Origin of the sequence: Galbibacter kalidii, assembly GCF_026241135.1 — a bacterium.
Lineage (GTDB): Bacteria > Bacteroidota > Bacteroidia > Flavobacteriales > Flavobacteriaceae > Galbibacter.
Genome location: NZ_JAPFGA010000002.1, coordinates 106,139 through 119,676, shown reverse-complemented (window position 1 = coordinate 119,676; position 13,538 = coordinate 106,139). Strand labels below are relative to the sequence as shown.

Genomic DNA, 13,538 nt, shown 5'->3' with positions numbered 1-13,538 from the left:
TGGTTTATAATCCGAGTATTTTTTTCAGCTTTGCTTTGTCCACTTCAGCTCCGGCAAAATCGTCGAATACTTTTTCGGTAGCTTCAATGATGTGTTTTTGGATAAAAGGCGCACCTTCCCTAGCTCCTTGTTCGGGGCTTTTAATGCAGCATTCCCATTCCATTACCGCCCAAACATCACATCCGTATTGTGTGAGTTTTGAGAAGATCTTTTTAAAATCTATTTGTCCGTCACCCAAAGAACGATATCTTCCGGCTCTGTCACCCCAACTATTGTAACCGCCAAAAGCTCCTTTTTTCCCCGTAGGGTTGAATTCTGAATCTTTTACATGAAAGGATTTGATGAATTCGTGATAGTGGTCTATATATTCTATATAATCCAATTGCTGAAGGACAAAATGAGAAGGGTCATACAAAATGTTGACTCTCTTATGGTTTCCGGTGGCTTCCAAGAAACGTTCAAAAGTATCGCCATCGTGGATGTCTTCTCCGGGATGCACTTCATAACAAACATCAACCCCTTGTTCATCAAATTCGTTCAAAATAGGCATCCAGCGTTTTGCCAATTCTTCAAACCCCATTTCTACCAAACCTGCAGGGCGTTGTGGCCAAGGATGGAAGGTATGCCAAAGCAAGGCACCGGAAAATGTAGCATGTACATTAAGACCAAGTCTTCTACTGGCTTTGGCAGCTTTTTTTACAGTATCAACGGCCCATTCTGTTCTTGCCTTTGGATTGTTCTTTACTTTTTCCGGAGCAAAATTATCAAACATGATATCATAAGCCGGATGAACAGCTACAAGCTGTCCTTGTAAGTGTGTGGAGAGTTCAGTTATTTCAAGTCCGTAGGAATTGATCTTCCCTTTCAGTTCGTCACAATAGGTTTGGCTTTCCGCAGCCCTGTCCAAATCGATCAAAAAACTTTCCCAAGTAGGAATCTGTATTCCTTTGTATCCAAGGTCGGCAGCCCATTTGCACATGCCGTCCAAAGAGTTGAATGGAGCTTTATCATCTACAAATTGTGCTAAAAAAACGGCGGGGCCTTTGATGGTTTTCATTTATATTTTTGTTTATGGTTTTCACTAAAATAAGAATCAAGCAATTTATCGAGAAAATTACTTGATTAAAAATTTAAAGTCTTAAAAAAATAAGACGGGTTCTTTATTTGTACTTTATCCAACGAGCATTGGCTTTGTCACTTTTTACGGCAGCATAAATAAATTGAACACCTCTTAGACCATCGATTATGGTAGGATAATCCGGTTTTTCAATGGTTTTATTGTTCAATACAGCTTGAAGGTGCTCGCCAAAATTCCTGTAAACCGTTGCAAATGCTTCCAGATATCCTTCGGGGTGACCCACCGGAATTCGGGAGACAGCTCGAACCGAATCATAGATGCCGTTTCCGTCGGGAGTAAATGTTTGTTGCGGTTTGTCAATCCACTTCGCGATAAGTTTGGTCGACTCTTCCTGATTCCATTCAAGACTTCCTTTGCTTCCATAAACTTTGATGGCAAGGTTGTTTTCTTCACCTACGGCAATTTGGGAAATAGACATAAGACCTTTGGCTCCGTTTTCCATTCGGAAAAGAATATTGCCGTCGTTATCGAGTACTCTTCCTTCCCCGATTCTTCCCAGATCTGCAGCGAGTTCTTTTATTTTCAGCCCGGTGATGTATTCTGTCAAGTTTTCGGCATGTGTCCCGATATCGGCAAGAGAACCACCTATCCCTGATTTTTTGGGGTCGGCACGCCAAGGTTTTATCGAGGCCTGATCATCGAGTTCTTTGGCCATCCATCCCTGTAGGTACTGCACCTGAACTTTTATGATGTCGCCCAGCTCACCGTTTTGTACCATGGCCCTGGCTTGTTTTACCATAGGGTTTCCGGTATAATTATGGGTGAGGGCGAACAATAAGCCCGTTTTTTTGACAAGTTTTTGTATTATTTTGGCCTCATTAACGGTAAGTGTCATCGGTTTGTCGCACACTACATGGAAGCCATTTTCGAGAGCTGTTTTTGCGGGTTCAAAATGTAAATGATTGGGCGTAACGATGGTTACAAAATCCATGCGTTCGCCTTCCGGAAGTTCTTTTTCTTTTAAGATCATTTGCTGAAAACTTCCATAACATCTTTCTTCGGGAATAGATAAAGCTTTCCCTGTTTCTTTTGTTTTTACCGGACTTCTGTTGAAAGTTCCGCAGACCAATTCGAACATACCGTCAAGACCGGAGGCTTTTCTGTGAACATCGCCCATAAAAGAACCGAGACCGCCACCAACCATGCCCATTCTTAATTTTCTCATGTGTTATTTTGATTTTTTTGAATCCCAATAACTAAGTGGGTTTAACCTGACTATCGTTAGGCAGGTTTCCCCAATGCTATTAAGGTTTATTCATCTGAATACCTCAAGGATTTGTCCCCAAGGTAGTTGATATAATGTTTTTTGTTCAATATAAGATAAAGAATAATAATGATTTTGCGAAGGGTTTATGGGAATTTTAAGAAAAACCCTGCATATGGAAAGACTGTGTAAACGCTTAATTTACACAGCCTTTTGTATTCTAGTTGAATGTCTGGTTAAATTTTCACCCAAACATTTCCCTTTTTGTGGGAGTCAACTGCTTTTTCAATAAAATTCATACCGCGAACACCATCTTTCATCGTTGGGAATTCTCCCGGATGATACGGTTCTTTCCTAATGGCTTTGGCTACACCTTTGTATATATTTCCCATAGAATCAAAGATTCCTTCCGGATGCCCTGGAGGAAGTTTTGTTCCGCTTAGCGAAAGTTCACTGTTATACGCATGTCCGGGTTTTAAAACCTTTAATGGTTCGTCTTCGGTAAGGTGGTACAGGTAGTTCGGGTTTTCTTGTTCCCATTTCAAGCCGCCTTTATTTCCGTATATTTTCACGGTAAAATTGTTTTCTTCACCGGTAGCGATCTGGCTGGTTCTAAGCAGGCCTTTTATATCATTCGGAAAACGAAGAAGCATAGTCCCGTCTATGTCCATTTTGTTGTCGCTGTAGAGGTAGTTCAGTTCAGCAAGGACACTTTCTACTTCCATACCGGTCACATATTCGATCATATCAAAACCATGGGTACCTATATCACCCACACAACAGCTAATCCCTGATTTTTCAGGGTCAAGACGCCAGGTAGCAGCCCTTTTTTCCTTATCGTGGATAATAGGGTTGATCCATCCCTGGTAGTACTGAACATCAATTTTTTGAATCTTTCCGATTACCCCTGATGCGATCATTTCTTTCATTTGGCGCACCATAGGATAACCTGTATAGGTATAGGTTACCGCAAATATAGTATTGGCTTTTTCCAGTGTTTCCTGAAGAATTTTAGCTTCTTCATATGTAGTTGTCATAGGTTTTTCACAGATGACATTAAAACCGGATTCTATCAGCTTTTTAGCCATTGGAAAATGGAGGAAATTTGGAGTAAGCACAGAAACCACTTGTATACGTTCATCTTCAGGGAGTTTTAATTCCTCTTCCATCATGGTGTCAAAATCCTTGTAAATGCGATTGGTTGGAATACCGATTTCTTTAGCAAAACCAATGTTTTCATCAAAATTAGGGTTGAAAACACCTCCTACCAGTTCATAGCTGTCATACATGGAAGAAGCGATTCTGTGTAATACACCAATCAGTGAGTCGCCACCTCCACCTAAAATTCCTAATCTTATTTTTGCACTCATATGCTTTTAGTTTATAATGTTGTATAGTTAAGTATATTATATAGTTTCTGGTTAGCCCAAACCTGTTAAGATTCGGACTTTACCCTAAAACTTATAATGCTGAATTTTTCTTATTGATCCTTGTATTCTACTTTTTCGTTTTTAAAGAAAATTATGAACAATACCATTACGCCCAATGCAAAAAATGCCGGATATGTCCATATCGATTTCCAGTCGTGAGACCCATCAGCCAATAAGAACTTATCTGATATTTCTCCTGCTACCCAGAACCCTATCAGCATACCAACACCGTAAGTAGCCAAGGTAATTAACCCTTGAGCGGCACTTTTGTATTTTTCTCCTGCTTTTGAATCGGTATAAATTTGTCCGGAAACAAAGAAGAAATCATAGCAAATACCATGAAGGGCGATTCCTATAAATAACATGAACACCAATTCCCCCGTATCACCATAGGCAAACAATAAATAACGTGCTGCCCATGCCAACATACCTACTAATAAGGTCATTTTAATACCATAACGCTTAAAGAAAATCGGTAATAATAGCATAAATATCACTTCGGAAGCTTGTCCTATAGTCATTTTTCCTGTTGGATTTTCCATGCCGGCTTCTGCCAGAAATAAATTGGTGTTTTGATAATAGAATGCCAAGGGGATGCATATTAATACTGAAGAAATAAAGAAGACCAAAAAGTTTTTGTTCTTCAATAGTTTTAAGGCTTCCAATCCAAGAATTTCAGATATTGATGGTTTTTCACCTGATGCTTTTGCCTTAGGAGGTGTTTTAGGAAGTGTAAAACTAAACAATCCTAAAATAGCAGAAGCTACTCCGGCCATTAAAAATGTGTTTCTTAACAGCCCGTCTTTAATACCTTGTTCACTATCCCATGCTAGATAGCTTATTAGGAGTCCTGCAACAATCCACCCGATGGTTCCAAATACCCGTATAAGAGGGAATTGTTTTCCAGGGTCTTTCAATTGATTAAAAGAAACTGAATTCACTAATGCAAGTGTTGGCATATAAAGGATCATATACCCCAAAACATACGGATAAAAAGAAGCAAAGTCAGTACTTTGATACATAAAGTACATTAATACGGCACCAATGAGGTGTAAAACACCCAAGATACGTTCAGCATTAAAATACCTATCGGCAATAAGTCCAATAATAAAAGGAGCGATGATAGCTCCCCATGATTGTGTTGAAAAGGCCATTGCTGTTTCACCTCCCGTAGCGTTTAAAATCTTAGGTAGAAAGGTAGATAGAGTAACGAACCAACCTCCCCAGATGAAGAATTCTAAAAACATCATAAAGGAAAGTTGAAATTGAATTTTTCTGTTCATGTTAGCTTGCTTTAAATAGTTATGGTTAATAGTTAGTATTCGTTATCGTTGTAATTTTTTTGCCACGTCTAGTAAAAGTGCTTTAGTGGCGAGGATCCCTTTTTCTTCGGAGAGTACGTCGCCTTCATATTCCACTCCAACATATCCGGTATAACCGGCATCTTTTACAATTTTCATCATTTTCAGAAAATCAATGGTGGTTTCATTCCCATTTTCGTCAAAGTTAAAAGATTTGGCACTAACTCCTTTCGCAAATGGCATCATTTCTTCAACACCTTTATACATATCGTATTCTTCGATACAAGGAGTCTCCCACATTTCGTTACCTTCCCTGCGGAGGCAAAAATTGCCAAAATCGGGTAAAGTACCACAATTTTCTTTGTTTACTTCTTTCATGACCTCTGCCAAAAGAGCGGCATTGGAAGAGAGATAACCGTGGTTCTCTACAATAACATTGACGTTGCGTTCTGCAGCATAATCTGATAATCTGGAAAGGGATTCCACAGAACTTCTTTTCCACTCATCAGCGTCTAAGGTGCCGAACAAGTTGAGGCGAATGGAATGACAACCTAATGTAGAAGTCGCATCGATCCATGTTTTGTGATTTTCGATACTTTTTTCGCGTATAGCTTTGTCAGCTGTAGATAAGATGCCTGTTTCGTCATGAAAATCGGTCATCATAATCTGGTTTTCCATGCCGAGGTCATCACTTCTCATCTTCAGTTCTTTCATAAGTTGCTGAATAGATTCAGGAGTGTTGCCTTTTTCTTCAAACCATTTATTGTAGAGTTGATTTACATATTCCAAACCGGTAAAACCCCATTTTTTTGCTTTTTTTGCAAAATCCAACGGATTGAAACCTTCTTCCCAAATCATTTTGTGAATGGACCACTGAGCTAGTGAAAGTTTAAAAAAGGGTTCAAAAGCAATAGCTTCTTCAAGGGCCTCTTTTCGTTTTTGACTTTTATCCTTACAAGCGTATATGCCTAAAAAAGAGATCGCTAAGCTCGCTTGACTTGTGTTTTTTATAAAATTGCGCCTCTTCATATTGTCAGTAAATTTTAATGAATATTATGAATTCAATAATGTTAATATATTTCTAATGCTTAATTGATAATTAAAATATTCGTCTAATGTAAAAAATTAATTTTTATATTTGAAAAACTACTATATAAACAAGCTGAAAAATAATGAGTACATTTTATTACAATTCTCCTCAAGAAGAGTACGATGCCATTGTTGTAGGTACCGGGGTTTCCGGGGGCTGGGCAGCAAAGGAACTTTGTGAAAACGGACTGAAGACTCTTGTTTTGGAAAGAGGACGCATGGTAAAACATGTGGAAGATTATCCAACGGCAAACTTGGATCCATGGGATATGCCTAACGGAGGCGCGGCTTCCAGGGAAGTAAAAGAAAGAAAATATAAACAAGCCAGAACCGGTTATACCGTTAGAGGTGATAGTGAGCATTTCTTTGTAGATGACATTAAACACCCTTATAATGAAGACAGACGTTTTGATTGGATGCGTGGTTATCATGTAGGAGGGCGTTCCCTGATGTGGGGAAGGCAAAGCTACAGAATGGGGGATGTCGATTTTGAAGCCAACCTTAAAGATGGTATTGCTGTTGATTGGCCTATTCGTTATGATGAAATCAAGCCTTGGTATGATAAGGTAGAAACTTTTATCGGTGTTAGCGGCGTGAATTTAGGTTTGCCCGTATTGCCTGATGGGAAATTTTTACCTCCTATGGATCTAAATTGTGTAGAAGATCATTTTAAAAGTACAATAGAAGGAAAATTTGACGACCGAACCATAACTATAGGTCGTGTAGCTCATATTACTCAAGGAACTAAAGAAGGACAAGGAAGAGGACCATGTCAATACCGAAACAGGTGTATTCGAGGTTGTCCTTTTGGAGCTTATTTTAGCAGTAACTCCTCTACATTACCTACCGCTGAAGCTACAGGGAATATGACCCTAAGGCCAAATTCGATTGTACACGAAGTGATATATGATGCAGAATCTGGGAAAGCTACCGGAGTTCGTGTGATCGATGCAGAAACTAAAGAAACGATAGAGTTCAAGGCAAAAGTGATTTTCCTTTGTGCTTCTGCAATTGCATCGGCTTCAATTTTATTACAATCAAAATCTGAACGCTTCCCTGACGGAATGGGGAATGATAGTGGTGAACTAGGGCATAACCTGATGGATCACCACTTTAGAGTTGGTGCCAGCGGGAAATTTGACGGTTTCCACGACAAATATTATAAAGGAAGAAGACCAAACGGTGTTTATATTCCTCGTTTTAGAAACCTTGGAGGCGATACCGACCAAAAAGACTTTATCAGAGGATATGGATATCAGGGTGGTGCCAGCAGAGGTGACTGGTCAGAATCTATTCGCGAACTGTCCTATGGGAAAGAACTAAAAGAAGCCATCCTTAAACCGGGCGACTGGTCTATGGGAATGACTGCCTTCGGAGAAACTTTGCCGGATCACAGTAACCGCATGTATCTTGATTATGATAAGAAAGATGAGTGGGGATTACCTACGGTAACTTTTGATGCCGATTTTGGTGAAAACGAAATGGCAATGCGTAAAGACATGAAAGAGCAAGCTGCTGAAATGCTTGAGGCTGCCGGATTTAAAGATATTTCTACCTATGATAGTATCGGAGGTATGGGACTTGGAATTCACGAAATGGGAACTGCACGTATGGGTAGGGATCCCAAAACTTCGGTATTGAACAAGTATAACCAAATCCACACTGTACCGAATGTGTATGTTACCGATGGAGCGTTTATGACTTCATCTGCATGTCATAATCCATCTTTAGGTTATATGGCGTTTACTGCCAGAGCAGCCAATCATGCAGCAGAGGAACTTAAAAAAATGAACCTGTAAAAAAACAGATATGATGAACAGAAGAAAAGCACTTAGAAATATTGGTTTAACTACCGGATTTGTAGTGGCAACACCTACGCTGGTGAGCATGTTGCAAAGCTGTACTGCCGATAAGGCTACTTGGGTTCCTGAGTTTTTTACAGCCGAAGAAGGAATCGCACTGACAAATATTGTGGATGTGATTATTCCGAAAACAGACACCCCGTCTGCTTCAGAAGTCAATGTGCCACAATTCTTGGATAAATATGTCAAAGAAGTGGAAAGCGATGAAACCCAAGCGGAGTATCGCAAAAAAATGGCGGGCTTGGTAAAACAGTTGAAAGCTGATTATAACGAAAATCTGGCCGAGATCACTCCTGAAGAATATGAGGATATCGTAGTCAAGAATTTGAAAGCTGAACGCAAAGAAGGAACGAATCGAGTGATTATCGAGGGCAAGGAAGTGGATATGGATATGGGGAGCGAATCAGGTGCCGCTGAAAATAACCAAGCCCTTGCTTATAGTATGGTCAACGACCTTCGATGGTCAACAATAAACGCTTATAAAAACAGCCAGAAAATAGGAGAAGAAGTATTGGCTTACGATCCTGTTCCCGGTGTTTATACAGGTTGTATGCCTGTTGAAGAAGCTACTCAAGGCAAAGCATGGTCTTTATAGCATAAAAAGGATTTACTTAGATTTTGCGTTTTTGGAAACCTCTTCTTTTAATCGCTTGACTGAAAGATTAACTCATATTTGAGTTTAAAATTTCGGTGAGGTTTGATAAAGATGAAGAGGTTTTCTTTTTTCTTCACCATACAAGTTTTCAAGAACCGATACACACGATTAAATATGTCAACCCCAACAAATGAATTCATTTATTGTTGCTTTCTTCCGTTGGAAAAAAAGGCCAGAAAAAAGCAATGAAGCATTATTTAAAAATTTCACGCCCCGGTTTATGGTTTCCCACTATATGGATTTATCTGATTCCCTTTACTTTTGAAACAGGATTTTGGAAGGATCCCATTTTTTGGATTGGTTTTTTGTTTGTTACCTTCCCACTTAATTTTCTGGTATATGGTTTAAATGATTACAATGATTATAAAGCTGATATGGAAAATGACAGAAAAGGAAATTATTTGTTTGGCGCAAAGTCTTCAAAAGAGCAATTAGCCAAACTCCCTATAAAAATATCATGGGTAATGGCTCCTTTCATACTATTTTTCTCCTTTTATTCAGGCATAATAATGCTTCTCTTGCTGGCATTTATGATAATAGTTAACATTCTGTATAATTTTAAACCTTTTAGAATTAAAGAACGACCTCCTTTTGAGATTTTCATTCAAGTGGGATATGTGTTTACTGCTTTTTTTAGTGTTGTGCTCAATGATTTAGAGATGTTACCCTGGGAAACAGTTATATATTTGTCATTATTTGCTTTTCAGGCTCATATTGCAGGAGAAATTATGGATATCGATCCCGATAAAAAAGCAGGTAAAAAAACAACTGCTGTAATTATAGGTCGCAAAAAAGCGAAATTGCTAATGCTTGTTTTGCTGATTACGGAAATGTATATCCTATTTTTCTGGTTCGATGATTACTTTTTAGCAGGGTTTTTGGCTGTTTTTTCTGCTTGGCTTTTTTTGGACATCTTTATATTTTTTAAAAATAAACCGTATAGTTTATCTCAAATGAAACTATTTGGTTACGCTATGAATTTTTCGGCCTTAGCCTCCATGATATGGATATTGTATTCAGGGAAGTTACTGCATCCTGTTTTTTAAGAAAGCCTTCATCTCGTTCAAATTATCTTTTCACTTTCAGTCAATAACCGTATTTTTGCGGTTTGATATAGCTGTTTTAACAAATTATCTCGGGATAATCCCATGAGATATTATCAAAAACCTAAAGAATATTTCGGCGTAAGCGTCAGATGATATCAAATCTCACTTAGTGAGTAATTAAATAATGAAGAATGAAGTACAATTTCAATGAAATTGAAGCCAAGTGGCAAAAATTTTGGGCAGAAAACCAAACTTTTAAAGCAGATAACACATCCGATAAACCTAAATATTATGTGCTCGACATGTTTCCTTATCCATCAGGAGCAGGACTGCATGTAGGTCATCCGTTAGGATATATCGCCAGTGATATCTATGCGCGCTACAAACGCCATAAAGGCTTTAACGTACTTCATCCTATGGGGTATGATAGCTTTGGTTTGCCGGCAGAGCAGTATGCTATTCAAACCGGACAACATCCGGATAAAACTACCAAAGAGAACATTGCCCGTTATCGGGAACAGCTTGACAAAATCGGTTTTTCATTTGATTGGAGCCGTGAGGTGCGCACTTCCAATCCGGAGTACTACAAATGGACACAGTGGATTTTTATTCAACTGTTCAATTCATGGTATAACAAAGACACCGACAAAGCAGAAAACATATCAACTTTGGTGTCGAAATTTAAAACTGAAGGAAACACAACGGTAAATGCCGTATGTGACGATGATGTTGTAGCTTTTTCAGCAATTGAGTGGAATGCCTTTTCAGAAGAAGAACAACAAAAAATACTTTTACAATACAGACTCACCTATTTGGCGGAAACCGAAGTAAACTGGTGTCCGCAATTGGGAACCGTTTTGGCAAACGACGAGATTGTCAATGGCGTTTCAGAACGCGGGGGCTACCCGGTGGTGAGAAAGAAAATGAAGCAATGGAGCATGCGTATTTCAGCTTATGCAGAGCGTTTACTTCAGGGCTTGGAAAAAATAGATTGGCCCGAACCCCTAAAAGAAATCCAACGGAATTGGATTGGGAAATCGGTGGGGGCGACTGTAAGGTTCAAGGTTCAAGGTTTAAAGTCTAAGGAAGAAAACGATTCAACGTTGAACGTTAAACCTGAAACCTTGAACAGTAAAAACTTTATAGAAGTTTTTACAACAAGACCCGACACTATCTTCGGAGTGTCATTTATGACCTTGGCTCCGGAACACGAGTTGGTGGAAAAGATCACCACTCCGGAACAAAAATCTGAGGTGGAGGCCTATGTTGAAGCCACTTCAAAACGAAGTGAACGCGAGCGTATGGCTGATGTAAAGACCATTAGCGGAGTGTTTACGGGGGCTTATGCCGAGCATCCGTTTACCAAAGAACCTATCCCGATCTGGATTGGCGATTATGTTCTGACAGGCTACGGAACAGGAGCCGTGATGGCAGTACCTTGTGGCGACCAACGGGATTTTGATTTTGCCAAGCATTTCAATATTCCAATACCCAATATATTTGAAAGTACAACCACTCCTCCTTTGGAAGGGCTGGGGGAGGATTCTGCTTTTGCCGAAAAAGAAGGTTTTGTCCTTAAAAATTCCGATTTTTTAAATGGTTTAAACTACAAACAAGCTACCAAAAAAGTCATCGACGAATTGGAAAAAATCGGACAAGGGAACGGGAAAATCAACTATCGTTTGCGTGATGCTGTATTCTCCAGACAGCGGTATTGGGGAGAGCCTTTTCCGGTGTACTACGTAAACGGATTGCCGCAAATGATCGACACAGAACATTTGCCGATACGATTGCCGGAAGTAGAAAAATACCTGCCTACCGAAACCGGAGAGCCGCCTCTTGGAAATGCTACCGAATGGGCTTGGGATACAGTTAATAACAAAATAGTTTCAAACAGCCTTTGTCATGCTGAGCCTGTCGAAGCATCTCACAAAGGGATTTATCCGCTGGAATTGAACACCATGCCCGGTTGGGCGGGAAGTTCGTGGTATTTCAACCGCTATATGGATGCCGGGAATACTTCGGAATTTGCTTCGCAAAAGGCCTTGAACTACTGGAAAGATGTCGATTTGTACATAGGCGGTAGCGAACACGCCACAGGTCACTTGTTGTATGCCCGTTTCTGGCAAAAATTCCTGTTTGACCAGGGATTACTTCCTGTGGATGAGTTTGCTAAAAAATTGATCAACCAAGGGATGATTTTGGGGGAGAGTGCTTTTATCCATAGGGTACTTTGTAAGTATTCTCAACATAATAAATTAGAGCGTAAGGTAAATGAAGCACCAATACCTTGTTTGGTTTCGTCCAATTTAGTTAAGGAAATTAATAAGTTAATTAATTCTTTATCTAATGACAATAAGCTATCTCAAGAGATTAAGCAGAATATAGCGGTGGGAAGTGGATACGTATCCGGATTGGTTTATGTTCATGATTATTTAAAAAATGATGACAACCAGTTTGAGAATGATTTTACGATATTAAAATCAATCCTGTCCGAAGATGATATTGAAATCATTAATATCAATTATAAGATATATGAAAGAGTTAAAGAAAGATTATTAAAATCAAATCAAGGGTTAGCTTTAATAATAAATAGTATCGGTTTTTATAATATTCATGTAGATGTTTCTTTAGTGGATATTTCAAATAATTTGGATATTGAAAAATTCAGAAAACACCCATTATATGAAGAATATAGTGATGCTGAGTTTGTTTTAGACAACGGAGAAATAAGCTCTGTCTCCTCCCCTTCGGGGAGGCTGGGAGGGGCTTACATCGTAGGTCGCGAAGTCGAAAAAATGTCCAAGTCCAAATACAACGTGGTCAATCCCGATGATATCTGTACCGATTATGGAGCGGATACCTTGCGTATGTACGAAATGTTCCTCGGTCCGCTCGAACAGGCAAAACCGTGGAATACCGCCGGAATTACCGGGGTGCATAACTTCTTGAAGAAATTGTGGAAATTGTATGTTGATGACAACGGGCTTAAGGTAACCGACGCCGAACCTTCCAAAGACAATTTGAAGTCGCTTCACAAAACCATCAAAAAAGCAGAAGAGGATATCGAGAATTTCTCTTTCAACACCACGGTTTCCACCTTTATGATCTGCGTGAACGAATTGACCGCTCAAAAATGTATCAGCAGAGCCATTTTAGAGCCTTTGGCGGTCTTGATTTCGCCTTATGCGCCACATATTGCTGAAGAACTTTGGCATCAGTTAGGGAATAAAGAATCGATAGCTACAGCTCTCTTTCCGGTATTTGATGAAAAACATTTGGTAGAAAGCACTAAAACCTACCCGATTTCCTTTAACGGGAAAATGCGTTTTAAACTCGATTTGCCGTTGGATATGAGCAAAGATGAAATTGAAAAAGTAGTCATGGCCCATGAAAAAACACAACAACAGTTGGATGGGCGCACTCCTAAAAAAATCATTGTCGTTCCCGGTAAGATCGTAAACATTGTAGGATAATGATGGAAATAGACCTTATTGAAATATTGGGTTTGATAGCTGCTTTTTTAACTACATCGGCATTTGTGCCTCAGGTTTATAAAGCCTGGAAATGGAAAAATGTAGAGGGCTTGTCGTTGGGCATGTACCTGGCATTTCTTACCGGAGTGCTCTTGTGGCTCGTCTACGGATTTTTGATTCAAAGCTTGGCAATCATAGTAGCCAACATAGTGACGGCGATTTTGGTAATGACAGTCTTGATTTTGATTGTAAAACACAAAAAAACAAATGATACCCCTTAAAAAACATCTTTAATATTTAAAATTAATTAATATTTTACACAATACCCCTTAATTTT

The 13,538-nt window shown here is 39.2% G+C and carries 10 protein-coding genes; 5 read left to right on the top strand and 5 right to left on the bottom strand.

Features of this window, described 5'->3' with window-relative positions; translation table 11 throughout:
- Positions 1-4: 4 nt before the first annotated feature.
- The 5 genes from OOZ15_RS02710 to OOZ15_RS02690 form a co-directional block, all read right to left on the bottom strand.
- Entirely contained in the window at positions 5-1,057 is a 1,053-nt protein-coding gene (locus OOZ15_RS02710) for a sugar phosphate isomerase/epimerase family protein (protein ID WP_265954178.1), read from the bottom strand.
- Between the two features lie 103 nt (positions 1,058-1,160).
- Positions 1,161-2,303, bottom strand: a complete 1,143-nt coding sequence (locus OOZ15_RS02705; protein WP_265954177.1) for a Gfo/Idh/MocA family protein — start codon at positions 2,301-2,303, stop codon at positions 1,161-1,163.
- A 275-nt stretch (positions 2,304-2,578) separates the two neighbouring features.
- On the bottom strand, positions 2,579-3,712 hold the full coding sequence (locus OOZ15_RS02700) for a Gfo/Idh/MocA family protein (protein WP_265954176.1): 1,134 nt from the start codon (positions 3,710-3,712) through the stop codon (positions 2,579-2,581).
- A 110-nt stretch (positions 3,713-3,822) separates the two neighbouring features.
- The gene (locus OOZ15_RS02695; RefSeq protein ID WP_265954175.1) at positions 3,823-5,055 is read right to left on the bottom strand and encodes a nucleoside permease; all 1,233 of its coding nucleotides are present in this window, start codon (positions 5,053-5,055) and stop codon (positions 3,823-3,825) included.
- Positions 5,056-5,097: 42 nt separating this feature from the next.
- A complete protein-coding gene (locus OOZ15_RS02690; protein WP_265954174.1) occupies positions 5,098-6,102 on the bottom strand; it encodes a sugar phosphate isomerase/epimerase family protein in 1,005 nt (334 codons plus the stop codon).
- Between the two features lie 143 nt (positions 6,103-6,245).
- Between OOZ15_RS02690 and OOZ15_RS02685 the strand changes: the two genes are divergently transcribed.
- The 5 genes from OOZ15_RS02685 (at position 6,246) to OOZ15_RS02665 (ending at position 13,482) form a co-directional block, all read left to right on the top strand.
- Positions 6,246-7,961, top strand: a complete 1,716-nt coding sequence (locus OOZ15_RS02685; protein ID WP_265954173.1) for a GMC oxidoreductase — start codon at positions 6,246-6,248, stop codon at positions 7,959-7,961.
- A 10-nt stretch (positions 7,962-7,971) separates the two neighbouring features.
- On the top strand, positions 7,972-8,619 hold the full coding sequence (locus tag OOZ15_RS02680; protein ID WP_265954172.1) for a gluconate 2-dehydrogenase subunit 3 family protein: 648 nt from the start codon (positions 7,972-7,974) through the stop codon (positions 8,617-8,619).
- 245 nt (positions 8,620-8,864) lie between these two features.
- Positions 8,865-9,725, top strand: a complete 861-nt coding sequence (locus OOZ15_RS02675; RefSeq protein WP_265954171.1) for a UbiA family prenyltransferase — start codon at positions 8,865-8,867, stop codon at positions 9,723-9,725.
- A 191-nt stretch (positions 9,726-9,916) separates the two neighbouring features.
- Positions 9,917-13,201 carry a leucine--tRNA ligase gene (locus OOZ15_RS02670; RefSeq protein WP_265954170.1) on the top strand — a complete coding sequence of 1,095 codons (3,285 nt, stop codon included), beginning with the start codon at positions 9,917-9,919 and terminating at the stop codon, positions 13,199-13,201.
- Positions 13,201-13,482, top strand: a complete 282-nt coding sequence (locus tag OOZ15_RS02665; protein ID WP_265954169.1) for a SemiSWEET family sugar transporter — start codon at positions 13,201-13,203, stop codon at positions 13,480-13,482. The genes OOZ15_RS02670 and OOZ15_RS02665 overlap by 1 nt, the downstream gene beginning before the upstream one ends.
- Positions 13,483-13,538: the final 56 nt, after the last annotated feature.